Origin of the sequence: Fibrobacter sp. UWB11 (assembly GCF_900143015.1) — a bacterium.
GTDB lineage: Bacteria > Fibrobacterota > Fibrobacteria > Fibrobacterales > Fibrobacteraceae > Fibrobacter.
In genome coordinates this window covers 774,239-799,295 of the sequence record NZ_FSRT01000002.1, presented here as the reverse complement: position 1 = coordinate 799,295, position 25,057 = coordinate 774,239, and the positions used below count along the sequence as shown (strand labels likewise).

Below are 25,057 nucleotides of genomic sequence, written 5' to 3'. Positions count from 1 at the left end.
GCTGAAGAAGAAATCAAGGAAACTGCTGCTGCCGCTGCTGAAGCTCCGGCTGCTGCTGAAGAAGTCAAGGTTAAGAAGGGCAAGAAGCGCATTGACATCCAGGGTATCGCCTGCGTGTTCGCTTCCTTCAACAATACAATCGTTTCTATCACCGACGCTCGCGGCAACGTGGTCGCTTGGGGTTCTCCGGGTAACTCCGGTTTCAAGGGCTCCCGCAAGAGCACGCCGTTTGCAGCCCAGCTTGCCGCTGAAACCGCTGCCCACAAGGCATTCGATCTCGGCATGCGCAAGGTGGACGTTCGCGTTAAGGGTGCTGGTGGCGGCCGTGAATCTGCCGTCCGCGCTCTCAAGAATGCGGGCCTCGAAGTTCTCTCTATTCGAGACGTGACGGGCATCCCGCACAATGGTTGCCGTCCTAAAAAGAAGAGAAGAATTTAATCCAAAGAGGTATCGCCAATGATGTGGAAATCACTTCAGATGCCGCGCAGCTTCCAGAAAGTGGAAACCGGCGAAGATGGCCGCTACGCCAAGTTTGTCGTAGAAGCCTTGGAACGTGGCTGGGGTATCACCCTCGGTAACGCTCTCCGTCGCGTTCTCCTCTCCTCTCTGCAGGGTGCGGCTATTGTCTCCGTGAAAATCGAAGGCGTTGACAAGGAATTTTCGACGATTCCGGGTGTGAAGGAAGATGTCACTGACATTATCCTCAACCTCAAGAGCATCCGTGTAAAGCTCCTGTCTGATCACGACGAAACCCTTCACCTGGACATGTCCGGTGATGGCGAAGTCACGGCCAAGGACTTTATGGACAATCCAAATGTCACTATCCTGACTCCGGATGTTCACATTGCGACATTGAACGGTAACGCTTCGTTGTCGATGGACGTGAAGATCTCCTGCGGTCGTGGTTATGTTGTTGCCGACGAACTCAAGGATAAGGACGCTCCGATTGGCGTTATCGCCATGGATGCGAACTTCAACCCGGTTCAGAAAGTCGCAATGCACATCAGCGATACCCGCGTTGGTCAGAAGACGGACTACAACCGTCTGGAACTTGAAATTACAACAGACGGTTCCATTGACCCGGAAGACGCTCTTGCATATGCTGCAAAGCTTCTTGTGGATCACTTGGAAATCTTCATCAACTTCGAAGGCGATCTCGAATCTCCTGAAGAACTCGAAATGGATGAAGAACGTCAGCGTATCGCTAACCTCCTCCGTATGCGCGTGGACGATCTGGAACTTTCCGTTCGCTCCAGCAACTGCCTCCGTATGGCAAATATCCATACTATTGGCGAGCTTGTTCGCAACAAGGAAAACGATATGCTCAAATACAAGAACTTCGGTAGGAAGTCCTTGGTTGAACTTAACGAGGTGTTGACGTCGATGGGCCTTTCGTTTGGCATGGACGTCGATGATTACTTGAAGGATTAAACATGAGACACGGTGTAAAAAACAAGAAACTGGGTGTTAACGCCCAACACAAGCGTGCCATCCTCCGCGCCCTCACTACTTCCATCATCGGTAAGGGCATGGAATCGGATCAGAACAAGCGCTATGTGCGTACCACTCTCCACAAGGCTAAGCTTGTCCGTGGTGCTGTCGAACGCATGATTACCTACGCAAAGAAGGGTGACCTTTCTGCACGTCGTGAAGCTGCTCGCTTCATTATGGACCCGAAGGTTCTCCAGGATTTGTTCAACACGATCGGTCCGCGTTATGCTAACCGCAACGGTGGTTACACTCGCGTGCTGAAGCTCGGCCCGAACCGCGCTGGTGACGCTGCTGAAATGGCTTTGATCGGTCTCGTCGAAGACGAAATCGTTGCAAAGGCCAAGAAGGCTGCTCCGGCTGCTAAGGCTGACGCTGCTGTTGACATGGTCGAAGGCGAAGGCAAGTCCGCTAACTAAGATCAAAAACGGTCAACCGCTTTTAAAAAGGGACTCGGTTAATGCTGAGTGCCCTTTTTTTTTGTATTATTATACTACCTATGCGTTCTTTTTTTGTCTATCTGTTTTTGGCGTGTGTGTGTGCATTCGCTTCTGATTCCATGTTCGGAAATTCTGCGTCTGCAAGAAGTCTCGTTCTTGGTGAAGGTTCATCTACACGTGGTGCAGCATCCCTGACTCCGATGTACGCCGAAATGGCGGTGGACTCTAGCTATGTGCTTGGTCCTGGCGACTTTCTGGACCTGATGCTCGAGGACAAGTATCTTTCTATCCAGATATACCCGGATGGAAGCGTGGCTATCGAAGAATGTGGTGCCGTCAATGTGGGCGGAAAGACATTCGGCGAGGCGCAGAAGCTTATTTTGGACCTTGTTTCCAAGCGCTACAAGCGCGAATATTGCTTTGTCCAGCTTGCAGCCCTCAAGAAGTTCCGCGTGAACGCTATGGGCGCTGTAGGGCTTGTTGGCCAGCATATTGTGGAACCCCAGACAAGGCTTAGTTTGTTCATCCGCTCTATCGGAAATCCGCTCCCGAATGCAAATACCCAGGATGTCCAGGTGATTCGCGGCAAGGATACGATTCATGTGGATTATACCGCGATGACCACGAATGGCGACTTTAACAATGACATTATGCTGGAACAGGGCGACAAGGTGTTTATTCCTTTTGTTCCGATGGGCGATAACGTGAGCTTGATGTTCCCTGGGTACAGGACTAGTGTTGCTTATAGCCCGGAAAGGACCCTTGCGGATTACTTTGACCTTGCCGGTGCAAACAGGATGCATAATTACGGCTACAAGGCAGTGTGCGTGCGTGAACCGGATAAGGAACCGCGCTGGATTACGCTTGCCGACATGAAGACGACTACGGTCGCGCCGAATACGGAAGTCGAGTTTTTTGTGAAGGAACTTTTCGTGTATATCGGTGGTGCCGTGAACTATATCGGGCGTTACGCTTACAACCCGACATGGCATGCGATTGATTACATTGCTTCGGGCGGTGTCAATACAAATACAGGTTCGTGGGACCAGGTCAAGGTTTGGCGTGGTGAAAAGCCCAAGGCTATTTCGGTTAACGTAGCGACTGACCCGATTTTGCCGGGAGACTATATCGAAATTCCCAAGAGCCATTACGAATCGTTCAAGGACTTTACGTTGTTCATGGCATCTCTCTTGAGCGTGATTTCGTCTGCATTCATCATTTACGTCACCTACAACAAGTAATTTATGGAAAAGCAAGATTCTATCGGTTTTGTTGAAATCTGCTTGCGGATTCTGAATAACGACTTGAAGCATTTCAAGTTTGTTGCTGCGTTTGTACTTATCCCGACCATTGTCGCTTTTGTCATGGTCATGTGGGTCGTGAAACCTAAGTATGCTGCTTCGGCAATTGTGACGCCTCCTGCATCGACGCAGCCTATGGCGGGTGCGCTTAGCGGGCTTATGGGTGGTTCGGGTATGAGTTCGCTTCTCGGTTTATCTATGGATAACGAAGATGTGAACGCCGTGTGGACGATTCTCAATTCATGGGAATTGCACGACCAGGTGATTGCGAAGTATGACCTTGCGAAACACTACAAGTTCAAGAGTAAGTTCCATGCTGACTTGCTGAAGGAGTTCCGCAAGAACTTTGGCCTTGAGATGAACAAGGAAGACATGCTTTCCATCTATTTTAAGGACACGGATGCAAAGCTTGCGGTCGATGTCGTGAACTTTATGCTCGTAAAGGCTGATTCGGCATTCAATGCGTTCAAGACGAAGCAGGCCCGCCAGTCTAGGGAATATTTCCAGTCAAGGTTGGATTCTTGCGAACACGTGCTTGACTCCTTAATTGCCAATTTTGTCGATTTCCAGGTGAAGAACAATGTTTATGAACCGAGTGTGCAACTCGAGGCTACGATCAAGTACTTGAGCGAATTGCAGGCCATGCGCGAAGAAGTCGGCATTGAGATGAATTTTGAAAAGCTCGACCGCGGCGAAAACAGCAAGCGTTACCAGGAACTTTTGAAGCGTTCCAAGGGTGTGAATTCTGCTCTTGGCGGAGCGCTCAAGGGTAAGCACAGCAACATCGGTCTTTTGGAACTCAAGAGATCTCCGGAACTTTATTCGGAATACCTGAGACGCGAAGCGGAAATTCGCATTCAGGAAGCAATGTACAAGGTGCTGCGCCAGCAGAGCGAGCAGATGCGCTTGGAAGAAGCAAAGATGCTCACGAACTTGCATGTGCTTGAACCGCCTTGGGAAAACGACAAGAAGATTTCTCCGAAGCGCGGGCTTATCCTTGTGTTCACGGTGTTCTTCTCGTTTTTCTTGGCAACGCTTCTCTGTAACTTTGTCGAATACATGCGTTCGGAAAGTCGCACGAATGGCCGTACTGCAGCCGAGTGGGATTTTTTCGTCAAGAAAGTCTGCTTTTGGCATAAATAGTTTTTGGAGCGTCTGGGCATGATGGAGATGCTGTTTGCTTATCCAGAGTCGAGCGTGATGTTTGCGCTTGCCATCGTTGCCCTGGTGCTTATCTCCATTTTCAAGGAAGATTTTTTCCGTCCGTCGACTCTGTACTTCTTGGTGCAGATGGTGATGCTTGGCGTCTCGTATTTACAGTTCCTGCCGATGATGTCGGATTTCTATTATTCGACGTGGCTCGTGTGGGGCGGCGGCATGTTCTGCTTTTTGGTCGGTTGCTATGTGACGGATTTCGCGTGGAAATCGGCTGGTGGACCTCCGTTGCAGAAAAAGCTTGAAGTTCACGGCGAGTACAATTGGGTCTGTCATTTCTTCTTGAGTTTTTCGGCGTTCGCATATTTCTTTGTGGGTGTGCTTGGCGTGATTTCTGTGACCGGGAACCTTGTGCTATTGACGGATAATCCGTCGCAGTGGCTCACGGGTAAGGATAACGACGTGCTCAAGTACGCAGACTTCTTTACGTCGGGTGCGATGGTGGTCGGGCTTTTTGCAGTGGCGTCGTTCAAGTCCATGAACCCGGTGCGCTGGGTACGCTACGCGTCGCGCTTTATGGTGCTGTTCACAATTCTTCTTTCGTTTGCGACGTACCCGAGCCGCGGTATCAACATGCTCTGCCTTGGCATGTTCATGATTTTGTTCAACTACTTGCGCGGGCGGTTTTCGTGGCGCTCGCTTGCGGTGGTGACTGTATTTGTTGTCATCTTTTTTGTGGGGGTTGCATCGCTCAAGGGGCAATATGGGAACTCCGACATTACCGATAGCAAGATTGCAAAGGAAGTGGCGCTGCTCCCGTACAAGTATGTGGCGAACAACTACTGGAATCTGGATTACGCGTTCAACCGCATGAGCGATATCCCTGAACATGATTGGACGTACGGTATCGATGCGTTCTTTGGCGTGACACACTTGATGCACATTGGCGATGGCTTGCAGCAGAGCTTTGGATGGGATACTCCGTTTAACGAGAGTATCGTGAAATACCCGGGCCTCAACACGATTCCTTATTTGTGGGACGCCTACAAGGATTTTGGGCTGCCCGGAATATTCTTGTTGCCGTTCTTCTTTGGCGTGCTCTTTACGTTCTGTTACCACAAGATGGCTGTGGCGAAAAATCCGTTTATGCTGTTGCTCTCGGCAACGTTCATGATGTGGATTATCCTGTGGAACTTTACGACCGGTTATAAACAAAGTATGTATTGGGTGTGGATGTCGTTCTTTTTCTTTGTCTGTACTGTCAGCAGCGGCCGCACTATTTTGCCGGCAGACCCTGATGTTGTGGGTAACGAGGTAGACACAAAATCGACAAGCACTGAATGTGAAGTAGCGGTAAGCAGAACGTAGAGCTTATGAGCTTTTTTATAGATGTTTTGACAGACCTATTGTCTATGCTGCTCAATTGGCGGCATTTTGTGATATTGTTATTTATCGTTGCTTTAGGCTACTGTATTTATGAATTTTTGTTGCCGTTGTTTGGCTAGGCCTGATGCTTGCCTTACCAGCGGATTCTGCTGTTGCGGATAAAATACCCGAACAAGATTGCGGTAATCACAAGATCGCCTGTGAGGGCGAATAGCGGAATCATTGCATTTTCGAGATACATTCCGGCAAGGCCGCAGGCGATGACGTTCGAAGCTCCGCCGATGCTCACCATGATGGCGTAGGCGCGTGTGGCATGTTCCTTGAGGAGTGTCGAGATGAGCGTGGTACGTGCAGCCTGGAAAATGAGCGAGAACGAAAGTATCTGTAAAATACTTGCGCTTGTTTGTAGCGTAGTTTCGGTCCACGGGGCGGCAAAGAAGAGAATCTTTAAAATCCACGATGGAAGTAGCCACAGGGGCGAAGAGCAAATTGCGATGAACAGCGTGAATACCGCGATGTCTTTGAGGTGAAGGTCTTTGTCGTGCGAGGCGTGGAGTGTGATGAGGTTTGACGAGATGAAGTGCACCATGATGCCCGAGCAGAGCACGAGAATCTTGTGCCCGAAATTGTAGCAGCCGAGGAATTCGGCACTGGCGAACTTGTCGGCGACATAAAGCCCGATGGGCAAGTAGGCGAATGCGGCAAAACTCGAAATGGCATACGGAATGCCCGCTTTGACCATGAGTGCGATAAAGCGGAACGTACGGCGCGTGATTTTCAGGAGGTGCGCGTGGAACGCCTGCGTGACGCCGTAGAAGAATGCGGGGAGGGCGGCAAGGACCATTGCAAGCGCAATCAGTTCAATGCGTTCTGCTTTGAAGTAGAGCAGTGTGATGCCCATGACCACGGAATACGAAATCGTGTGCAGGAGTTTCGAGACAAAGAGGCGTTTCCAGAATTTTCCGCAGATGAAGTACCAGTCGAAAAATGCATGCTGGAACACGAGCCCAAATGTGAAAATCAGTTCGCCGTAAAAAATCGGATGGTTGTAGCGGAACGAGAACGCGAATGCGATCATGAGGAGAGCTGCTGCCACGGCTGAAAAAAGCCGCAGTTGCAGGATGCTCCTGAAAAGCGTCCCTTTTGTGGCGCGTCCTGCAAAAAAAGCGAGGATGAGGGTGGTCATGCCGAAGTCGGCGATGGCGCAGAAAATCGAATAGTCGGTCTGGAGGAGTCCAAAGTGCCCGTAGGAGGCGGTTCCGAGGTTCCGTGCAATGAAATTCTGTACAAAAAATGAAATTCCTTGGATAAGGAGATTCACGAACGCGATAAATACGCCGATTTTGATATTGCGGAACGCCTGAAACATTGATGTAAAGATAAAAAAGAACTTAGTTACTATATTTCCAGCCATGGGTAAATTGCAAGGTCAAAGTTCTTTCTTCGTTCCGGGTCCGCCGGCTATGCCGGGGGAGGCTCACAAGCCGCTGGTCGAGTTTTTGCTCCGCGAGGTTCGCGGGGAAACGGTGCTCGATCTCGGTGGTGGCAGAGGCGCTTACTCGCTCGAATTGAAGAAGGCTGGCTTTGATACGACGGTTGCCGATATCAACGAAGAATCGCTTGCTGTTGCCGACAAGAATGGGCTCAAGACAAAATTGCTTGAACCGGGTGAGCCACTTCAGGAAAATCTGGCCGATACGGTCATGATGATTGAGGTTTTGGAACATGTTCCGCATCCGGTGGAGTTCTTGAAGGCTGCAATCGGGGCGGCAAAAAAGCGTGTGCTTTTTTCGCTCCCGTGCACGAACGATTTTGACACTTTGTTTGAAAGCGGACTCACGTATGCGCATATCGCAGTATCGGACCACCTGTCGCATTTTTCGTACGATGAAATGAAGCTGCTTTTGGATGGCCTCGGTGTGGAGTATAGCCTTACGATGGGCGACTACTTGTTCCCGGGGGCGGGCATCAAGCTTTTACGCAACTGCTTTACGGGGCCGCTCGGATTCCTCCTAATGCTCCCGTTCCGCGTGCTCAACAAGCTGGGCCTTATTCCGAAGCGTTACCCGTCCCGTTTTTACGGTGTTATAGAAAAAAGGTGATTCTTGGCTGTTGCAAAAGGCTATTTACGGAAAAAAACAGAATAACTTTTTGCAATTTTTTGTATCTTTGGTCTTGAAATCGCGAGAGTGGCGGAATTGGCAGACGCGCCAGACTTAGGATCTGGTACTTCGGTGTGTGGGTTCGACTCCCACCCCTCGCAGTTCTTTTTTTATCACCTTTTTAACAACCGTATACCGGAGTCTATATGTCCGCTGAAATCAAAGAAACAAGCGCAACCGTGCGCACCCTTGAAATTACAATCCCGCAGGGTGATCTCAAGGTTCCGTTCGAAAAGAAGCTTTCTCAGTACAAGAAGCAGGTCGCCTTGAAGGGCTTCCGCCAGGGTCAAGTGCCGAAGTCCATGATCTTGAAGCAGTTCGGACCTTCCATCCGTCACGAAGCTGTCGATGATATCGTGAACTCTATCGTTCAGGAAACGCTCAAGGGCGCAAATATCATTCCGGTTGGCAAGATGGTCGTGAAGGAATTCAACGACGACGAAAAGAGCGACATCACACTGAAGGTCGAAGTCGAAGTTGATCCGGAAATCGATATCAAGGGTTACGCAGACACGGGTATCACCGTTCCGGCTACTGCCGTTCACGAAGAAGAAGTCCAGGCTGAATTCGACCGCCTCATGCAGATGTGGAGCAAGGACGAACACGTTGACCGCGAAGCCAAGAAGGGTGACGTTGTTGTTGGTGACTATATCGAAGTTGTTATCGACGGTGAAAAGCAGGAACTTCCGGAAAACAAGGAATTCCGTTCTCTCCTCGGTGAATCCGCTTCTCCGGGATTCGACGAAGGCCTCATGGGTTCTAAGGCCGGCGACAAGAAGGAAATCAACTTCAAGTATCCGGATGACCACAAGGACGAACGCTACCGCGGCAAGACCGCTCAGTTCAACGTCGAAATCAAGGACGTTCGCGAAATCGTTCCGCCGACTTTGGACGAAGAATTCTGCAAGCAGATTGGCGTGAAGGACGAAGCTGATTTGAGAAACAACCTCGCTGAAAGCCTCGCTGCCCAGAAGAAGGACGCTGCAAAGAACAAGTCCATCAACGAAGCTATCGACAAGCTCATCGAAGCTAACCCGTTCGAAGTGCCGAAGGCTCGTATTTACGACCTCATCAAGTGGACGCTCAACCGCAATGCCCAGAGCGAAAAGGACGTTGTGGAACCGACCGAAGAACAGATAAATGAACTCTCCGGCGAAGCAGTCCGCGAAATCAAGAAGCACCGCATTCTCGAATTCGTTGCCACGAAGGAAAAGATCAAGCCGACGCAGGCTCTCGTTGACGAACGCCTCCAGCAGATGGCTAACGCTTACCACGTGGAATTCGAAAACTTGAAGAACCACTTCCGTCAGTCTGGCCGTATCAACCAGCTGCGCGACGAACTTCGCTTCCAGATGGCCGCTGACTTCATCGTCGGTATCCGTCCGGCTGCTGAAGAAACAAAGTAATAAGAGGAATAAATGCTCATCCCTACCGTCATTGAAACTACCGGGCGCGGCGAACGCGCTTACGATATCTATTCCAGACTTCTCAAGGAACGTATCATTTTTTTGGGCACTCCGATTAACGACGAAGTGGCAAATAATGTCATGGCCCAGTTGATTTTCCTAGAATACGAGAATCCGGAAAAGGATATCACGCTGTATATTAACAGCCCGGGCGGTTACGTGTCGGCAGGGCTTGCCATTTATGATACCATGCAGCATGTTCGTCCGAATATCGCGACCATCTGCATTGGTAGTTGTGCTTCGATGGCCGCCGTGCTCCTTGCTGCAGGTACGAAGGGCAAGCGTTATGCGCTCCCGCATTCCCGCATCATGTTGCACCAGCCGTCGGGTGCTGCTACCGGTCAATCTACAGATATTCAGATTACCGCAAAGGAAATTATCCGTACAAAGGATACCCTTACCGAAATTGTCGCTAAGCACACCGGCAGGGCTGTCGACGAAGTCCGCGAAAAGACGGACCGCGACTTTTACATGGGCCCCGAAGAAGCAAAGGCTTTTGGTGTTATCGACGAAATTTTTGTGCCGCGTAAAGAGGGTATTTAATGTATCGTAGTGGGAAAAACCACCCGGCGGTGAGTTGCAGTTTTTGCGGAAAGCCGGCAGAACAGGTCGAAAAGATGATTACCGGTGCCGGTGCGTATATTTGCAGCGATTGCATACGCATGTGCAGCCGTATCTTGGAAGAAGACCTTGCACGTACGAAACAGGAACAGGAAGCTAAGGAAATTTCCTCGAAGCCGCTTCCGCTCCCGACCGAAATTAAGGCGCACCTGGACGATTTTGTCATTGGACAGGACCGTGCAAAGATGGCGCTTTCTGTTGCCGTTTACAACCATTACAAGCGTCTTCGCTACAAGCAGACTCATAAGTCCAAGGACGATGTCGATGTTGAAAAGTCGAACTTGCTCTTGGTTGGCCCGACCGGTTCGGGAAAGACCTTGTTGGCCCAGACGATGGCCCGTTTCTTGGACGTGCCGTTCACGATTGCCGATGCTACCGTTTTGACTGAAGCAGGCTATGTGGGCGAAGACGTTGATAGCATTATCGTGCGCTTGTTGCAGGCTGCCGATTACGATGTGGCAAAGGCTGAACGCGGCATTATCTTTATCGATGAAATCGACAAGATTGCGCGTAAGACTGCTAACCCTTCTATTACCCGCGACGTGAGCGGTGAAGGTGTGCAGCAGGGTCTCTTGAAGCTTTTGGAAGGTACAGTTGCGTCTGTGCCGCCGAAGGGTGGCCGTAAGCATCCGGAACAGCCGCTTGTGCAGGTGAACACGAGAAACATCTTGTTCATTTGCGGTGGCGCCTTTGAAACCTTGGACAAGATTATTTCCCAGCGCGTGAACCAGGGTGGTATGGGCTTTGGTGCCGAAATCCACACGGCTAGCGAAAACAGCTTGAGCGAACTCTTTAAGCAGCTCGAACCGGAAGACTTGATCAAGTTCGGTCTTATCCCGGAAATTGTCGGTCGTTTGCCGATTGCTGTTGCGCTCGAAGAACTCGACGAAAATGCTCTCATGAACATTTTGACTCAGCCGAAGAATGCGCTTGTCAAGCAGTACAAGAGCTTGTTCGCTATGGACAACATCAAGCTCGAATTCGAAGACGAAGCCCTCAAGGAAATTGTCCGCGAGACGATGACCCGCAAGACGGGTGCCCGTGGGCTGCGTTCCGTGATGGAGCGTGTATTGCAGCAGGCTATGTTCAAGATGCCGGGTTCTGGTGAAAAAACGTTTACCGTAACAGTCGAGATGGTAAAGGAAAGCCTTTATTCTAAACCTACCTCGGGTGGCGGGGCTTCCAAGAAATCAAAGACTAGCGTCGCCTAGACAACCTCATTACCTCGCAACTTTGCGAGGTTTACTAATTTTATAATATGGCTTTTGACTTTAATAAAACGTATCCGTTGCTCCCGCTGAGGGATGCTGTTGTTTTTCCGCTGACGACGAGACGCATTTTGGTAGGTCGCGAGATGTCTCTTCGCGCCTTGGAATTTGCTGAGAACCATAACAATGAAATTATCTTGGTTGCACAGAAAAACGTGGAACAGGAATCGCTCGACAATCCGATGCTCGACCTTTATACGGTGGGCGTGATTGCTCGCGTGGCGAATGTGACCCCGTTCCCGAACGGCTGTGTAAAGGTCGTCTTGGAAGGCGATGCGGTGGTGGATCTCCGTTCGATTATTTTGCGCGATGGATTTTTGCAGGTGACTGTTTCTGCCAGGGAACGTTTTGTTAAGGCCGAAGATAAGTGCGAAAAGTTTGAAGATGTGCTGAACATGTTCCGCGAATACGCGATGCATAGGAATATCGCCGAGGGCATGGTCGAAGCGCTCTTTACGATGGATAGCCACATCAACGCTTTTTACGGGATGATTCCGTTCCTCTCGATTTCGCTTTCTGAGAAGCAGGCGCTTTTGGAGATGGAAACGATTGATGCGCTTGCAGAGCGTTTGATTAGCTTGATGCAGGTGGCTCAAGAAAATGAGAATGTACTGATTCGCGTGCAGCAGAATGTTCGCCAGAAGATGGCGCAACAGCAGAAGGAATGGTTTATTTCGGAACAGATCCGCCAGCTGCAAGATGAACTGGATGGCGAAAACGGTAACTCTTCGGAACCGGATCAGTTGCTCAAGAAAATCAAGGCCAAGAAGTTTAGCCAGGCGATTGAAGAAAAGCTCGAAGACGAAATCAGCCGCATGCGCATGATGCAGCCGACGTCACCGGAATATGCGGTGAGCCGCAATTATGTGGACTGGTTCCTTTCCATGCCTTATGGCGTTTACACCGATACCGTTCTCAACATGAAGAAGGTAAAGGCGGAACTCGACTCCAAGCATTTTGGTTTGGACAAGGTCAAGGAACGCATTATGGAATACGTGGCCGTGCTGAAGCTTACCGGTACGGAACGCCGCGCTCCGATTCTTTGCCTTGTGGGCCCTCCAGGCGTGGGCAAGACGACGCTCGTGGAATCTATTGCTGCGGCCATGCAGCGTAACTTTGTCCGCATTACGCTTGGTGGCGTGCGTGACGAAGCCGAAATTCGCGGACATCGCCGTACCTATATCGGTGCCATGCCGGGTCGATTCATTCATGCGTTGCGCCGTGCAAAGTGCATGAACCCTGTCATTTTGCTTGACGAAATCGACAAGATGGCAAGTGACTTTAGAGGTGATCCCGCAAGTGCCATGCTCGAAGTTTTGGACCCTGAACAGAATCACGATTTTACGGACCACTTTATGGAAGTGGGGCTTGACTTGAGTCGTGTTTTGTTCATTGCGACTGCAAACAGTGAAAGCGAAATTCCCGAAGCCTTGCGCGACCGTTTGGAAATTGTGCGCTTGCCGGGCTACTATCCGCATGAAAAGTTGCAGATTGCAGGCAAGTATTTGCTCCCGCGCATTTGCGAACGCACCGGCGTGAAGCTTGATGAACAAATTAGCTTTAGCGACGAAATGATTAGTTCCGTGATGCGCGGCTGGACGCGCGAAGCCGGCGTTCGCGAGCTTGAACGTGTGCTTGAAAATGCGGTGCGTCATCGTGCAAAAGACATTGTGATGGGCAAGAAATTCAAGCCGGAAATGACGGAAAAGGTTCTCCACGATTACCTTGGAGCTCCGCGTTTCCTTGACAACCAGTTGCCGGAACCGGGTCGCCCGGGCGTTGTGACTGGCCTTGCCTGGACAAGTGTCGGTGGCGAAATTTTGCCTATTGAATGTATGCTCTTGAGCGGCAAGGGTCAATTGATTTTGACCGGTAAGCTTGGCGACGTGATGAAGGAATCGGCACAGATTGCCGTTTCACTTGTCCGTGAACGCTTGCAGCGCTTTGGCATTGATCCCGCGATTGTGAAAAAGACCGACATCCATATTCACGTGCCGGAAGGTGCCGTGCCGAAGGATGGCCCCTCTGCAGGTATCGCGCTTACGCTCTGCTTGCTCAGTGCGTTTACAAAGCAGCCGATTGCACCGGACATTGCGTTTACGGGTGAAGTGAGCCTCACGGGCGCCTGCCTCCCGATTGGCGGCCTTAACGAGAAGGCGCTTGCTGCACTTGCTGCTGGCGTAAAGACACTCCGCTTGCCCGAAGGCAACAAGAAGGATGTGGCTGAACTCCCGGAACCGGCAAAGAAAGGCCTCAAGATTTATCCGCACAAGCACATCGACGAAATCGTGAAGATTTTGTTCAAAGTGCCGAAGGCTGCGAAGAAAGCATAATTAAGTGAAAAATGAGCCCGCCACAGAGATGTGAGCGGGCCTTTTTGCTATTTGCGAATAAATTTAAAACCAATCCAGATGGAATAACCTTTTTCGTCTTTTATATGAGTATCTAAGTCAGTTGTAGTGAGAATATCGGCGCCTATCGCGATACCTGAATAGAACAGTTCGGATGATTGCCACAAATAGCCCGTTTCAAATCTATAGTTGCCACCTAGAAGACCGATGTCGCCGCCAGATCCGATTTCGATATTCATTGAGGTTGATATATAAAAGTTTTGAATACTTTCAGTTGATTTGAAAAATGGATAAACGGTTACTCCTGGGCCCATTCCGAAGAAAGCAGAACCAGGACGCTTGCCAGACACGGAAAGGCTGCGTTCTTTCTTGTTCCAGCCGTTGACATCACCTTTTGTTATTTCAAGTTCGATATTCCCGTAAATGGCGACAACACCCTTGATTAAACCGCCGAAACGCGTTGAAACAAGACCGCCTATGCCATTGTATCCAAGGTATTCATCGTTGTAATTTGGGTACTGTGATTGTGAAGTTGTGTGGATTGCATCTAAATGCCGAATAACTGGCGATAATGTAAAGTCAAAATAAAATCCGGCCGAAGCAAACGAGGCGAAAAAGAGTAGGAGCAAAAAAATTTTTCGCATGTTTGAGATCCTCCTTAAAACGCAATTATAATTTATACAAGTAATATAATCAAATTAGATGAAATGGGGGTTGTAATTTTTGTATTTTGGAAAATATGCAAAAATCTAAGCCTTTATATTTTTTTGAAAAAAAGAAAGTTATTCACATTATGATTGTGGAGGCGTTTTTTTTACTTTTGCCTGCGATTGTTTTTGCAGTTGCTTTTGCGTATAGTTATATAAGATTTATGGGTTTAGAAGATCCGAGTCAATCTGATATTGGACCTGATTTTATGATGGCGATTGTATTGTGTCCTTTTTTACCGATATCGTTTGGGGCGCCATTGGTGCTTTTCTATCGCAGACTTTGGAAACGTCCAATAAGCAAAATGAAATATCTTATGGTGGCGATGATTCCTTCTATTCCTTTATTGTTAAGTGCTGTATTGTGGATTTTTAATATTATCGTAGTTATTTTTGGGCCGTTGGCGTTGGTGATTGTTTTAGGAAGCATGAATGCAATATCTGATTGCGCGATTGAAGTTAAGGATGATTTAACGATGAATGAGGAATGAAATGATTGATACGGAAACTCCTGAAATTGAACAAAAATTTGTGGTAAAGAAATGGCCGGTCATCATTTGTATGTTGATGAATATGGTTCTGTTTAGTTTGCCGTGGTTTTGGTATCAAAAGGAAGTTGCCATTAATGATGCCTATGGCAGAGAGAATTTGGATAGTTTTAACTATATAGGCGAGTTTGCTGCGAGCTTATATCTTCCATTCCTTGCTGGAATTCCACTGTCATTGTTGTATTTGTTTTGTTTGAAGCGTCAGAAAAGTAAATCTATAATATGTTTTTTGGCGACAACACCTTTTTGGCCATTAGTAGTTACAGCTGTATTGGGAAATATAGTGTGGATTATACTGATTCCTTTGATTATATTGAATATGGCAATTGTGGCGTACGCATTTTTAAATATGGAACTTTTGACTTATTGTTGCGGTGATGGACTTAAGAAAAGATCGCCTAAATTTTTACTAGTCGGTTATACAGTCGTATTTGCGATTGGTACGTTGATTGCATTGCCTTGGTTTTTATGATGGGTTGAAAAATTTCTAATTTCTGCTTAATAATTAACCTCAAAGCGCCGCCGGTGCGACCCCGCAACTCAAAGGTCGTGCAAGCGGCCGACCTTAATGCTCTATGGAATTTACTCTTGATGAAATGCGCGAGCACCTTGCAGCTCTCGAAGCAAGGATTGGCGAGGCTTGCAAGATTGCGGGCCGCAGCCGTGATTCGGTTAAGCTTGTGTGGGTGAGCAAGTTCCACCCGGCAGAAGCTGTGGAAAATGCGATTGCTTTGGGTGCAACGGACTTTGGCGAAAACCGCGTGCAAGAAGCGGAACTCAAATTTTCTGAACCGCGCACGGCAAAGGACGGAAGCCGCGTGCGTTGCCACGTGATTGGCCCGGTGCAAAGTAACAAGCTCAAGAAGGCGGCACTTGTGGCCGACTGCATCCATTCCATTGCAAGTATCGAAGCAGTGGAAAAGTTGGAGAAGGTTTGTGCGGCAGCTGCAAATGGTCAGGGCAAAGTTCTTGATATTTTATTCCAGGTGAATGCTGGCGAAGAAGAAACGAAGAGCGGCTTGGATGTTCACGAAGCCGAAGCTTTCCTTGAAGATTTAGAAAAGCGCGCAGGCGCAGCTGCCGATGGCAAGAGCGAAAACTTCCCGCATTTGCGTTTCCGCGGTCTCATGACGATTGGCAAGAATACGGGCGTTCCTGAAGACAGCCGCGAATGCTTTGCGTTCTTGCGTGGATTGCGCGACAAGTTCCTTGCGAAAGGTGGCGCCTTTGCAAAGTTCGATCAACTTTCGATGGGCATGACGCTTGATTTGGAAGTTGCAATTGAAGAAGGCTCTACGATGATTCGCGTGGGAACAGCCTTGTTTGGCGAACGCGATTACAGCAAACCGGTGAACGATCCAGTGTAATTTATTTGCTTTAATACAAATTTAAAACCCTATCGTTGTTGCGATAGGGCTTGTCATTTTGCATCAAAATTTTTTGCGCAATTATTTTAATTGTTATTTTATTTAGAAATTGAATGCTAGAGCGATGCCGCCTTGTTCAGTCGGAATGATTCCCATGCTAAACGAATTATTGCTTGTGATGGTGCCGATTTTTTGGTTGTAGATATCGACGGCATCGTCTTTTTTGCAGTTGCCGATGTGTTCGACAATTAATGCTGCAACAATGATTACTCCACCCGCAAGTACTTTCATTTTATAGCTTTCTGGAGCTTGGTAGCCGGAACCTTCTGCAATTCCGTAGCCTAAGAGAAATCCACCACCGAATGCTGCTCCCCATGAAATATATCTCATCGTGTTACCTGTGTTCCACTTGCTGATAGCTTCTGGAACATTGGTGAGTTCTCTTTCAAAAGCATCGCTATCGACTTCTTGACCATCAATGGTGTAGTCTGTTGTAAAGAATCCTCTGTCCATGGTAAGTTTGTGTACTTGACCCTGTGCAAAGGAAAGTGTTGCGGCGAACAGGACGAGTAAAACTGCAAATAGTTTTTTCATAGGTAATACCTTGTTAATAGAAATCTGTTTTAAATGATAAATTAGAATAAATAAAAGATGGTATGTGTAATTTATTGCGTTTTACACTTCGATTTCCATGCCGGTGTGCATTTGTTCGACTTTATCGCCGAGTATATCGTGCAAAATGTCGTAGGCGCGCTGGCCAGTGCAATGCCCTGTATAAATTTTTTGGACGTTTAATTCGCGGAGGCGTTCAGCGAATGCATTTACGCGGTCGTCAGGTGTGCGGAATAGATGGAATCCGCCGAGGATGGCATAAATTTGTTTGCCGGAGAATGTCGCTTCGATTTCTTTGACGATATTGTCTGCACCACCGTGACTGCAACTATTCATGATGAATAGTCCCTTGGGCGTGTCAAAGACTAGACTTTGTTCGTGGTCGAAACTGTCGGGGCGGTATTTGCCGTTTTCCTTGACGCTCATGTGGGTGCGCTTGCCAATTTCATCGAGGTGTGGAGTCTTGTGACCGACGAGCGTGACTCCCGGAAAAATTTCGCAATCCCCTTTTGCGAATACGATTCGGTCAGCGTTCTTTTTGATCGTGCCTTTGCGGATGCCGATGTATTCTTGATACGTGAAAAACTTTAAGAATTTGTGCGTGTGATAGCAGTTTTCGCGAGCGGCATCGCGTAAGTAGAATTTGGCGTGGTTATTCTTGTTGAAAAATTCTTGCATGCCGTTCGCATGGTCATAATGCGCGTGGCTCAAGACGCCTGCATCGATTTTGGAAATGTCAATCCCCATGAGTGCGGCGTTCTTCGCGAACTGCGTGGACGCTCCCGTATCGAGCAAGATGCGTTTGCCGTTGAATTCGGTGTAGACGCAAAGCCCCCATTCACCCTTTAATTGTTTTTGTGGAGCTTCGGCTGTGCAGGAATCACAAGTGTAACTGCTATTTGCAAAACCGCTGATGTTGTCTATGAGAATCTTAATTTTCATTTTCTCTTATGGTTCCTATCGCCTTCGGCTCCAGGATGACAATGCCTTTTGCGGGCATCTCCTTATTCACCTTTAAACGCCTTATAGAAATTCAGGAATTGCTCAGGGCTGAGTTCTTCGGCGCGGATGGTCGTGGGCCAGTCCAAAAGTTCAATTGTCGCCTGGATTTTCTTCTTGTCGTAATTACGTCCGAAGGAATTGGCGAGCGTTTTGCGTTTTTGCGTGAATGCAGTACGGACAAAGTCAAAGAATCCGTCGGGTGCCTGGAGCGCATCTTCGCGCGGTGTCAAAAGCATCGTGGCGCTATCGACATTCGGCTTTGGCGTAAAATGTTCTGGACCGATCTTGCGCAAAATTTGCGTGTTTGCGAATGCGGAAACGAGTACGGAAAGACTCCCGTAATTGCTGGAGCAGGGCTCAGCGCAAATGCGTTCGGCGACTTCGAGCTGGACCATTCCCATAAAGCCTTTGGTCAAATGCAATCGCGGCATAAGTCCTGCGATAATTGCTGTACTTACGTTGTACGGCAAGTTGCCGGTAACCCACGGCTTTTCGTGAGCATCCAAGAATGCTTGCAAGTCGAATTTCAAAAAGTCAATGTTGACAATGTTGAAGTTCTTGTAGTCCTTGAATTTTTCTTTCAAGACTTCGACGCACTGCTCGTCAATTTCGACAGCGGTAAGTTCCAGCCCGCGGTTGAGCAGGTGTTCCGTGAGCGCGCCGTGACCTGGCCCGATTTCAAGAACGAATTCACCAGCATCGGCGGGTAAATCGCCTGCGATGGCGGTGGCGGTTTCGACATCCAAAAAATTTTGTCCGAATTTACGGCGGCGTGCTCTATCCATGGGGTAAAAAATAGTTTTTTTACACTTTTTGACATTTGCTTGTTGATAAAGATTTTATTTTAAATAGCGGTTGGTATTTTTTGGAGAACTCCCATGCGGAAATTCTTTTTTTTGACTATGCTTGCGTCTTCGATTTGCTTTGCGCAAGACCCTAATTTGCACATCTATTTAGCTTACGGGCAATCCAATATGTCAGGACAGGCTACGGTCACTAGCAAGGATAAGGAGACGAATCCTAGATTCCTTGTGTTGCGAGCGGCAAACCATTCAAATCAAAAAGTGGGCGAGTTTTATCCAGCGGCGCCTCCGATGGGCCATAGCGAATCCAAGGTCGGTATCGTCGATATTTTTGGACGCACCATGATTGAAAACCTCCCTGATAGCATCACGGTGGCGGTTGCAAATGTTGCCATTGGCGGACAAAGTATTGACCTTTTTGATAAAGATCGCAATAAGGCTTATGTACAAAGTGCAAAAAATAAAGGTGATACTTGGTGGTTAAAGTATTACGATGAATATGGCGGTGATTTGTACAAACGAATTGTAGAGATGGGAAAAATTGCAAAGCAGAAGGGCGTTATCAAGGGGTTCCTATTCCATCAGGGCGAAGCGGACTACCAGATGAATGATTGGCCCAAGCGTGTGAAAAAAGTTTATGAGGACTTGATTGCGGCTTTGGAACTTGACCCAGAAAAAACTCCGATTTTAATCGGCGAACTTGCGACAACAGCTGCTGGCGGCGATCTCGGCTGGAGAAATACCGCCGTGAAGGAAGCCGCGGACTTGATTCCGAATGGCCACTTGATTTCGGCGGCGGGGTGCCCTGCACTCAAGGAACCTAATTACACGTTGCATTTTACGCGTGATGGTTACGAAACGTTTGGCAAGCGCTATGCCGAAAAGATGTTGGAACTTTTAAAGGCGTCGGAACCGGCTCCGGATACAACGAAAAAAGATTCCGTGGTGGTGAGCGATTCTACCGTGAAAGATTCGGTGCCAAGCGATTCGACGAACGCGATTAGATCGCTGCCGGCTGTGCGAGCTATACATTCCCACGAACCGCAATTGTATTTTGATGCGAAAGAACAGTCTCTGTTTATCCGCACGGAACGCAAAGGAAAAGTTGTTCGCTATCGCGTGACGGGTAAAGCCGCTAGGTAATGCAATTATCGGTAGAACGCCTCTAGGCATCTCCTTGCTTTTTCTATCTTGTGTTTTGTAAAATCATTTGGCGGTTTTAGTGGATTTTTACTGTCTACTTTTTGCCGTCTATTAAACAGAGGTTTTCTATGTCCGTTGCTATGCAAGATGTTATGAAACAGTCCGGGGTGGCGTTTGGTACGAGCGGTGCCCGCGGTCTCGTGAGCGCTATGACCGACCGTGTGTGCTATGTGTATGCACGTTCTTTTATCAAGTATTGCGAAACGTCTTACAAGTGCGAACATACGATTGCGATTGCGGGTGATTTGCGTCCGAGCACGGAACGTATCTTGAAGTCGCTCGTGCAGGCTGGCGTCGATGCAAATTGGAAGGTCATTTACTGCGGCCGCATTCCGAGCCCGGCTATTGCGATGTACGGTATCGACAAGCATTTGCCGACTATCATGGTGACGGGCAGCCACATCCCGGCAGACCGTAACGGTATCAAGTTTAACCACCCGAATGGCGAAATCACGAAGGCTGACGAACAGGGAATTGTTTCGCAGTCGGTGGATTTCGACGAAGCGCTTTTTGACGACAAGGGCATGCTGAAGGCTGCGCCGGAACTCCCGGCGGTCGAGGCGGAAGCCGAAGCAAATTACTGCAAGCGCTATCCGGACTTTTTCGGTAGCGATGCTCTGCACGGACTCACGATTGGCGTTTACCAGCATTCCGCTGTGGGCCGTGACATCGTGGTGAAGGTTCTCGAAAGCCTCGGTGCGACGGTCAAGCCGTTTGGCCGTAGCGATGTGTTTGTTCCGGTCGATACCGAAGCAATCCGCAAGGAAGACGAAGAACTTGCTCGCGAATTTACGCACAAGTATTACGTGGATGCCGTGTTCAGCACGGATGGTGATTCAGACCGTCCGCTTTTGGCAGACGATGTGGGCATGTGGCTGCGTGGCGACGTGCTGGGCATCCTCGCTGCCCAGGCGCTTGGTATCAAGCGCATTGCAACTCCGGTGAGTTGCAATACGTCGCTCGAAAAATCTGGCAGTTTCGAAAAGATTTGCCGCACCCGCATTGGTAGCCCTTATGTAATTGCGGGCATGGAAAGCTTGGTCGATGCAAACGACAAGAACGTAAGCGTTGCCGGTTACGAAGCAAACGGCGGCTTTTTGCTTGAAACGGATTTAACTCGTGAATTTGTGAAGGGCGACAAGCGTGAATCTCGTACGCTCAAGGCTCTCCCGACGCGTGACGCGCTCCTCCCGATGATTGCCGTGATGGTGATGGTTCGCGAAGAACGCATGTGCGTTGTGGACATTCTCCGCAAGTTGCCCAAGCGCTTTACCGTGAGCGACCGCCTCAAGGAATTTCCGACTGAAAAGTCCAAGGCTAAGCTTGCCGAAATCCGCGAAAAGAATCTCGGCGAAAAGTTGTTCGGCGCTCTTGCTGCAAAGCCCTCCAAGTTTGCAAAGGACAAGACATTCCAGGGCAAGATTGTTTCCTTGAACGAAGTCGATGGCTATCGCATGGAATTTGATTCTGGCGATATCATTCACTTGCGCCCGAGCGGAAACGCCCCGGAATTCCGCTGCTACGTGGAAACCGAAGGCAAGGACCGCAGTGCAGAACTCCTCGCGGACTGCCTCAAGATTATGGAAGGCTGGCGCGTTTAGACGAACTCTGGCTTCCTACTTTTTTGTATCTTATTAATCGTATGTTCAAAAAGTTACTTTCGTTTGCGCTTACCGTAGGTTCTCTCGCGTTTGCCGGGGAGTATTGGCATTTGGACCCGGGTGGCGTGACGATGAAGTTCCTTTCGATGCAGGTCTCGCCGCGTGCAGCCGCACTTTCGGGTGCCGGTGTTGCTGACCCTGGCCGTGTTTCGGAAGTTTCGCGCAATCCGCTCGCGATGAGTGTCGCAAACGAAGCGGAATTTGGCTTGAGTCAGGTGATTTTTGGCACGGGCGGTGCGGATAATTTCGTTTCTGCTTATTACGGACTTCCTATTGCGGACAAGTTTACTCTTGCATTCGCGGTGGACTTTTTAGGTTACGATGACATCGAAGGTCGTGACGAGAATGGTCTCAAGACTTCGGAATATGGCTCTTATGCCTGGTCGCTTTTGGCCGGTTTCGGTAGCCATTCCAAGATTTTCAATTGGGCAGCTTCGGCACGTTTTGCAACGCAGACCATCGATGACGAAACAGGTTTCTTGTTCTCGGTCGATGCTGGCGGTTCTTTCCGTGTGAACCAGTATTTTGCCTTTGGCGCGAACTTTACGAATCTTGGTTTTGCAAGTAAGTACGAGTCCGAAAAAGAAGCGGCTCCGCTTGCGCTTCAGGCAGGCGTATCGGGATTTATCCCGGTTCTGGATCGCTGGATGATTCATTTGTCTGTAGATGGATATCGCCGTGCCGATACAAAGGCGCAACTTTTGATTGGCGGTGAAGTCGTTTACTTTGACATGCTTTCGTTCCGCATGGGCTATGCGTTCCGCCCGGATACCGAAGATGCTGTCAGTGGCGGTCTCGGTGTTAAGTTTGGCATGATCGTGTTCGATTACGCTTATAGCCCGCGCCCTGCTTTCGAAGGCGGCAACCATTACATTGCTGTCGGCGTGAAGTTCTAGGCTGACGCACATTCCGCTAGATTTTTGCACGAGCTCCATTGTTGGAGCTTGTGTTTTTTTATTTGGTAGCAGAGACATCCGCGGCTGATTTTTAGGGACTTGGCGGCCCTGCTCTTGTTTCCGTCATTTTCGTAGAGCGCTTTTTGAATAAATGACCATTGCGGTGCCGATGCCCGCGCTGTTTGGTATGCGAAACGGTCGTCAATATCGTTTATTGTCTTGCGCGAAAATTCTTCGGCGAGGATTTCTTCGAGCGAAATGTTGTGCTGCATCAGAAGCGCGTAGCGCTGGAGAACGTTTTTCAGCTGGCGGATATTGCCCGGCCACTTGTATTTGGATAGAGCCTTGATTTCTCGGTTGCGGAGAGGGAATTGTTCTGCGAAAGTTTTAGCGGTGATTTCGTTCCATAGTGTTGCTGCAATTTCGGGAAAGTCCTCCCTGTTGCGGAGTGGCGGAATTACGATGGGGAAGGCGCTTAGCCTAAAGTACAAGTCCTTGCGGAAATTTCCGTCCCGTATTTCGTTTTGCAAGTCCCTGTTTGTTGCGCATACCAGTCTGAAGTCGACAGGCTCGTTTTGCGTTGCTCCCAGTGGAAGTACGGAATGTTCCTGAAGAATACGCAAAAGTTTGCTTTGCATGTCGAACGGCATTTCCCCGATTTCGTCGAGAAAAAGTGTGCCTCCGTTGGCCGCCTGCACAATACCTTGGTGGTCGCTTGCGGCTCCGGTGTAAGAACCTTTCTTGGCTCCTTCCAGTAGGCTTTCGGCGAGGTTCCTGGCGATGGCGCCGCAGTTGAGCGCGATGAAAGGCCCCGCGTTTCGTGGGCTGTGTTCGTGAATAAATCGTGCGGCGATTTCTTTACCGACCCCGGATTCCCCTTGCAGCAGTACGGGTATGTTTGATTTTGCTGCGATGATCATCAATTGTTCGTGTTTTTTCATAGACCTTCAAAATTTTATTTGAGGTGGCTCTACTATATAAACACGCTTTTTTCGCCCGTTTGTCCTGTAAATTTTTGTTAATTATTTGAGTGTGCACCATTGCAGCTGTGTCCTCCTTTAGCTATATTGGCGCTCCTTCGGAGCGAATATAGTCGGCTCGGTCATGTCAATTGGTGCAAGCCCCATTGCCGCGACACTCGTCTTTAACTATATTTGCCCGCGCGGCGGTAAAGTGCCGCTGCTACATTGCACAAAAACCAAGTGGCTGGCCAGATGGGTAGGCTTGGGCACGACAATCGCGAGGAAAGCGGTTGCGCTCGAAGCTGAGAGGTTTGGTGGCCCAAAGGAACAAAATGTCTAGAATCGTTTGTAAGTTCGGCGGCTCTTCCGTTGCCGATGCAGGTCAGTTTAAGAAAATCAAGGCCATTGTCGAAAGCGACAAGAACCGCAAAGTCATCGTCGTTTCTGCTCCGGGCAAGCGTAACCCGAAAGAAACCAAACTGACCGACCTCCTCTACAGCACCTATGATCTCGCCTCCAAAGGCCTCGATTTCTCCACGCCGTGGAACCTCATCCGCCAGCGCTATGATGAAATCTGCAAGGACCTGGGTCTTGAAGACAAGCTTACCGAAGACCTCGACAGTCTCGAAGACAAGCTCAAGAACCATCCGGAATCCGTGAGCACGGACTTCCTCGTGAGCCGTGGCGAATTCCTCTGCGCTCGCCTCATGGCAAAGTATCTCGGTGCAAACTTCGTCGATAGCTACCCGCTCATCACTTTCGATGACAAGTACCGCATTGCTCCGAAGACCTACGAAGAAATTGCAAAGGCTCTCGGTGACGAAAATCAGTTGTACGTATTGCCGGGCTTCTATGGCTCTAACCTCCGTGGCGAAGTAAAGACCTTCAGCCGTGGCGGTTCCGACATCACTGGCGCAATCCTTGCCAACGGCATTGACGCTGCCAAGTACGAAAACTGGACCGACGTTTCGGGCATGCTCATGGCTGACCCGCGCATCGTCGAAAATCCGCTCCCGATCGAATACGTGAGCTACCGCGAAATCCGCGAACTCGCTTACTCCGGTGCAAGCGTACTCCACGACGAATCCATCGCTCCGTGCCGCGCCAAGAAGATTCCTATCAACATCCGCAACACGAACCGCCCGGAAGACGCCGGCACCATCATTGGCCCGACTCCGGAAAGCGCAAAGCTCCCGATTACGGGTGTTGCAGGCCGCAAGGGCTTCTCGATGATCTACATCGAAAAGTCCATGATGAACAAGGAAGTTGGCTTTGGCCGCCGCGTGCTCGCCGTTCTCGAAAGCGAAGGACTCTCCTACGAACTTTGCCCGAGTGCAATTGACTCCATGAGCATCGTCGTGGATTCCAAGGCTCTCGACGCCGTTCAGGACGTTGTTCTTGAAGACATCACGCAGCAGATGCGTCCGGACCGTATCAAGATTTTCCCGGGCATCGCTCTTATCGCTACCGTGGGTCACGGCATGACGAACAAGATCGGTGTTGCTGCAAAGCTCTTTACGGCTCTCGCAGAAAGCAAGGTGAACGTCCGCATTATCGACCAGGGTTCTTCCCAGATTAACATCATCACTGGTGTTGACGAAGCCGATACTGAAAAGGCTATCAAGGCCATCTACGCCGCCTTCGTGAAGTAAAATGTT

General features: G+C 49.3%; 24 protein-coding genes and 1 tRNA gene. 19 read left to right on the top strand and 6 right to left on the bottom strand.

The window, feature by feature from the left end:
* Positions 1-12 precede the first annotated feature (12 nt).
* The 6 genes from rpsK (at position 13) to BUQ91_RS11795 (ending at position 5,752) form a co-directional block, all read left to right on the top strand.
* Positions 13-438: a 30S ribosomal protein S11 gene (gene rpsK, locus BUQ91_RS11820; RefSeq protein WP_072830693.1), complete on the top strand. Its 426-nt coding sequence runs from the start codon at positions 13-15 to the stop codon at positions 436-438.
* Positions 439-456: 18 nt separating this feature from the next.
* Positions 457-1,431, top strand: coding sequence for a DNA-directed RNA polymerase subunit alpha (locus BUQ91_RS11815; protein ID WP_015732009.1), 975 nt, complete (start codon positions 457-459; stop codon positions 1,429-1,431).
* 2 nt (positions 1,432-1,433) lie between these two features.
* A complete protein-coding gene (gene rplQ / locus BUQ91_RS11810) occupies positions 1,434-1,907 on the top strand; it encodes a 50S ribosomal protein L17 (RefSeq protein ID WP_072830561.1) in 474 nt (157 codons plus the stop codon).
* 80 nt (positions 1,908-1,987) lie between these two features.
* Complete coding sequence (locus BUQ91_RS11805) at positions 1,988-3,169, top strand: polysaccharide biosynthesis/export family protein (protein WP_074209424.1); 1,182 nt, start codon at positions 1,988-1,990, stop codon at positions 3,167-3,169.
* A 3-nt stretch (positions 3,170-3,172) separates the two neighbouring features.
* Positions 3,173-4,372 carry a GumC family protein gene (locus BUQ91_RS11800; protein WP_072830565.1) on the top strand — a complete coding sequence of 400 codons (1,200 nt, stop codon included), beginning with the start codon at positions 3,173-3,175 and terminating at the stop codon, positions 4,370-4,372.
* Positions 4,373-4,390: 18 nt separating this feature from the next.
* Positions 4,391-5,752, top strand: coding sequence for an O-antigen polymerase (locus tag BUQ91_RS11795; protein WP_074209423.1), 1,362 nt, complete (start codon positions 4,391-4,393; stop codon positions 5,750-5,752).
* Positions 5,753-5,903: 151 nt separating this feature from the next.
* Here the strand turns inward: BUQ91_RS11795 and BUQ91_RS11790 are convergent, their stop codons facing one another.
* Positions 5,904-7,184, bottom strand: a complete 1,281-nt coding sequence (locus BUQ91_RS11790; RefSeq protein ID WP_083601253.1) for an oligosaccharide flippase family protein — start codon at positions 7,182-7,184, stop codon at positions 5,904-5,906.
* Between BUQ91_RS11790 and BUQ91_RS11785 the strand changes: the two genes are divergently transcribed.
* From BUQ91_RS11785 to lon, 6 genes are all read left to right on the top strand, one after another.
* Positions 7,183-7,872 (top strand): class I SAM-dependent methyltransferase, encoded by a 690-nt coding sequence (locus tag BUQ91_RS11785; RefSeq protein ID WP_072830571.1) that lies wholly within the window; start codon positions 7,183-7,185, stop codon positions 7,870-7,872. The genes BUQ91_RS11790 and BUQ91_RS11785 overlap by 2 nt on opposite strands.
* An 81-nt stretch (positions 7,873-7,953) precedes the next feature.
* Positions 7,954-8,033: transfer RNA gene (locus BUQ91_RS11780), tRNA-Leu, on the top strand.
* A 45-nt stretch (positions 8,034-8,078) separates the two neighbouring features.
* The gene (gene tig / locus BUQ91_RS11775) at positions 8,079-9,338 is read left to right on the top strand and encodes a trigger factor (RefSeq protein WP_074209421.1); all 1,260 of its coding nucleotides are present in this window, start codon (positions 8,079-8,081) and stop codon (positions 9,336-9,338) included.
* 12 nt (positions 9,339-9,350) lie between these two features.
* Positions 9,351-9,941: an ATP-dependent Clp protease proteolytic subunit gene (locus BUQ91_RS11770; RefSeq protein ID WP_072830575.1), complete on the top strand. Its 591-nt coding sequence runs from the start codon at positions 9,351-9,353 to the stop codon at positions 9,939-9,941.
* Positions 9,941-11,230 (top strand): ATP-dependent Clp protease ATP-binding subunit ClpX, encoded by a 1,290-nt coding sequence (clpX, locus tag BUQ91_RS11765; RefSeq protein WP_072830577.1) that lies wholly within the window; start codon positions 9,941-9,943, stop codon positions 11,228-11,230. Before BUQ91_RS11770 ends, clpX begins: the two co-directional genes overlap by 1 nt.
* Before the next feature lie 47 nt (positions 11,231-11,277).
* On the top strand, positions 11,278-13,620 hold the full coding sequence (gene lon, locus BUQ91_RS11760) for an endopeptidase La (protein WP_074209420.1): 2,343 nt from the start codon (positions 11,278-11,280) through the stop codon (positions 13,618-13,620).
* Positions 13,621-13,667: 47 nt separating this feature from the next.
* Here the strand turns inward: lon and BUQ91_RS11755 are convergent, their stop codons facing one another.
* Entirely contained in the window at positions 13,668-14,282 is a 615-nt protein-coding gene (locus BUQ91_RS11755; protein WP_074209419.1) for a hypothetical protein, read from the bottom strand.
* A 95-nt stretch (positions 14,283-14,377) separates the two neighbouring features.
* Between BUQ91_RS11755 and BUQ91_RS11750 the strand changes: the two genes are divergently transcribed.
* The 3 genes from BUQ91_RS11750 (at position 14,378) to BUQ91_RS11740 (ending at position 16,260) form a co-directional block, all read left to right on the top strand.
* Positions 14,378-14,836: a hypothetical protein gene (locus BUQ91_RS11750; protein ID WP_074209418.1), complete on the top strand. Its 459-nt coding sequence runs from the start codon at positions 14,378-14,380 to the stop codon at positions 14,834-14,836.
* Position 14,837: 1 nt separating this feature from the next.
* Positions 14,838-15,365, top strand: coding sequence for a hypothetical protein (locus tag BUQ91_RS11745; RefSeq protein WP_074209417.1), 528 nt, complete (start codon positions 14,838-14,840; stop codon positions 15,363-15,365).
* A gap of 103 nt (positions 15,366-15,468) precedes the next feature.
* Positions 15,469-16,260, top strand: coding sequence for a YggS family pyridoxal phosphate-dependent enzyme (locus tag BUQ91_RS11740; protein ID WP_074209416.1), 792 nt, complete (start codon positions 15,469-15,471; stop codon positions 16,258-16,260).
* A 102-nt stretch (positions 16,261-16,362) separates the two neighbouring features.
* On the opposite strand, the gene BUQ91_RS11735 is transcribed toward BUQ91_RS11740, so the two are convergent.
* The 3 genes from BUQ91_RS11735 to rsmA form a co-directional block, all read right to left on the bottom strand.
* Positions 16,363-16,773 (bottom strand): hypothetical protein, encoded by a 411-nt coding sequence (locus BUQ91_RS11735; RefSeq protein WP_254842343.1) that lies wholly within the window; start codon positions 16,771-16,773, stop codon positions 16,363-16,365.
* A gap of 162 nt (positions 16,774-16,935) precedes the next feature.
* Positions 16,936-17,814 carry an MBL fold metallo-hydrolase gene (locus BUQ91_RS11730; protein ID WP_074209414.1) on the bottom strand — a complete coding sequence of 293 codons (879 nt, stop codon included), beginning with the start codon at positions 17,812-17,814 and terminating at the stop codon, positions 16,936-16,938.
* Between the two features lie 62 nt (positions 17,815-17,876).
* Positions 17,877-18,659: a 16S rRNA (adenine(1518)-N(6)/adenine(1519)-N(6))-dimethyltransferase RsmA gene (gene rsmA / locus BUQ91_RS11725; RefSeq protein ID WP_074209413.1), complete on the bottom strand. Its 783-nt coding sequence runs from the start codon at positions 18,657-18,659 to the stop codon at positions 17,877-17,879.
* A gap of 93 nt (positions 18,660-18,752) precedes the next feature.
* Here rsmA and BUQ91_RS11720 point away from each other — a divergent pair, with 93 nt between their 5' ends.
* The 3 genes from BUQ91_RS11720 (at position 18,753) to BUQ91_RS11710 (ending at position 22,437) form a co-directional block, all read left to right on the top strand.
* Complete coding sequence (locus BUQ91_RS11720) at positions 18,753-19,820, top strand: sialate O-acetylesterase (protein ID WP_074209412.1); 1,068 nt, start codon at positions 18,753-18,755, stop codon at positions 19,818-19,820.
* Between the two features lie 128 nt (positions 19,821-19,948).
* Entirely contained in the window at positions 19,949-21,481 is a 1,533-nt protein-coding gene (locus tag BUQ91_RS11715) for a phosphomannomutase (protein WP_074209411.1), read from the top strand.
* A 41-nt stretch (positions 21,482-21,522) separates the two neighbouring features.
* Positions 21,523-22,437 (top strand): PorV/PorQ family protein, encoded by a 915-nt coding sequence (locus BUQ91_RS11710; RefSeq protein WP_074209486.1) that lies wholly within the window; start codon positions 21,523-21,525, stop codon positions 22,435-22,437.
* Here the strand turns inward: BUQ91_RS11710 and BUQ91_RS11705 are convergent.
* Positions 22,434-23,378, bottom strand: coding sequence for a sigma 54-interacting transcriptional regulator (locus tag BUQ91_RS11705; RefSeq protein WP_072830592.1), 945 nt, complete (start codon positions 23,376-23,378; stop codon positions 22,434-22,436). The two genes, BUQ91_RS11710 and BUQ91_RS11705, sit on opposite strands and share 4 nt — an antisense overlap.
* A gap of 353 nt (positions 23,379-23,731) precedes the next feature.
* Between BUQ91_RS11705 and BUQ91_RS11695 the strand changes: the two genes are divergently transcribed.
* A complete protein-coding gene (locus BUQ91_RS11695) occupies positions 23,732-25,051 on the top strand; it encodes an aspartate kinase (protein WP_072830594.1) in 1,320 nt (439 codons plus the stop codon).
* The last annotated feature ends 6 nt before the right edge of the window (positions 25,052-25,057 follow it).

What these genes read in the sequence shown, in the direction of transcription:
- BUQ91_RS11815 (WP_015732009.1), top strand. Translation starts at nt 457, where the DNA reads ATGATGTGGAAATCACTTCAGATGCCGCGCAGCTTCCAGAAAGTGGAA.
- BUQ91_RS11705 (WP_072830592.1), bottom strand. Translation starts at nt 23,378, where the DNA reads ATGAAAAAACACGAACAATTGATGATCATCGCAGCAAAATCAAACATA.
- BUQ91_RS11695 (WP_072830594.1), top strand. Translation starts at nt 23,732, where the DNA reads ATGTCTAGAATCGTTTGTAAGTTCGGCGGCTCTTCCGTTGCCGATGCA.
- BUQ91_RS11795 (WP_074209423.1), top strand. Translation starts at nt 4,391, where the DNA reads ATGATGGAGATGCTGTTTGCTTATCCAGAGTCGAGCGTGATGTTTGCG.
- clpX (WP_072830577.1), top strand. Translation starts at nt 9,941, where the DNA reads ATGTATCGTAGTGGGAAAAACCACCCGGCGGTGAGTTGCAGTTTTTGC.
- BUQ91_RS11735 (WP_254842343.1), bottom strand. Translation starts at nt 16,773, where the DNA reads ATGGACAGAGGATTCTTTACAACAGACTACACCATTGATGGTCAAGAA.
- BUQ91_RS11785 (WP_072830571.1), top strand. Translation starts at nt 7,183, where the DNA reads ATGGGTAAATTGCAAGGTCAAAGTTCTTTCTTCGTTCCGGGTCCGCCG.
- BUQ91_RS11750 (WP_074209418.1), top strand. Translation starts at nt 14,378, where the DNA reads ATGCAAAAATCTAAGCCTTTATATTTTTTTGAAAAAAAGAAAGTTATT.
- BUQ91_RS11720 (WP_074209412.1), top strand. Translation starts at nt 18,753, where the DNA reads ATGCGGAAATTCTTTTTTTTGACTATGCTTGCGTCTTCGATTTGCTTT.
- BUQ91_RS11740 (WP_074209416.1), top strand. Translation starts at nt 15,469, where the DNA reads ATGGAATTTACTCTTGATGAAATGCGCGAGCACCTTGCAGCTCTCGAA.
- lon (WP_074209420.1), top strand. Translation starts at nt 11,278, where the DNA reads ATGGCTTTTGACTTTAATAAAACGTATCCGTTGCTCCCGCTGAGGGAT.
- BUQ91_RS11710 (WP_074209486.1), top strand. Translation starts at nt 21,523, where the DNA reads ATGTTCAAAAAGTTACTTTCGTTTGCGCTTACCGTAGGTTCTCTCGCG.
- rsmA (WP_074209413.1), bottom strand. Translation starts at nt 18,659, where the DNA reads ATGGATAGAGCACGCCGCCGTAAATTCGGACAAAATTTTTTGGATGTC.
- tig (WP_074209421.1), top strand. Translation starts at nt 8,079, where the DNA reads ATGTCCGCTGAAATCAAAGAAACAAGCGCAACCGTGCGCACCCTTGAA.
- BUQ91_RS11730 (WP_074209414.1), bottom strand. Translation starts at nt 17,814, where the DNA reads ATGAAAATTAAGATTCTCATAGACAACATCAGCGGTTTTGCAAATAGC.
- BUQ91_RS11745 (WP_074209417.1), top strand. Translation starts at nt 14,838, where the DNA reads ATGATTGATACGGAAACTCCTGAAATTGAACAAAAATTTGTGGTAAAG.
- BUQ91_RS11715 (WP_074209411.1), top strand. Translation starts at nt 19,949, where the DNA reads ATGTCCGTTGCTATGCAAGATGTTATGAAACAGTCCGGGGTGGCGTTT.
- BUQ91_RS11800 (WP_072830565.1), top strand. Translation starts at nt 3,173, where the DNA reads ATGGAAAAGCAAGATTCTATCGGTTTTGTTGAAATCTGCTTGCGGATT.
- BUQ91_RS11755 (WP_074209419.1), bottom strand. Translation starts at nt 14,282, where the DNA reads ATGCGAAAAATTTTTTTGCTCCTACTCTTTTTCGCCTCGTTTGCTTCG.
- BUQ91_RS11790 (WP_083601253.1), bottom strand. Translation starts at nt 7,184, where the DNA reads ATGGCTGGAAATATAGTAACTAAGTTCTTTTTTATCTTTACATCAATG.
- BUQ91_RS11805 (WP_074209424.1), top strand. Translation starts at nt 1,988, where the DNA reads ATGCGTTCTTTTTTTGTCTATCTGTTTTTGGCGTGTGTGTGTGCATTC.
- rplQ (WP_072830561.1), top strand. Translation starts at nt 1,434, where the DNA reads ATGAGACACGGTGTAAAAAACAAGAAACTGGGTGTTAACGCCCAACAC.
- BUQ91_RS11770 (WP_072830575.1), top strand. Translation starts at nt 9,351, where the DNA reads ATGCTCATCCCTACCGTCATTGAAACTACCGGGCGCGGCGAACGCGCT.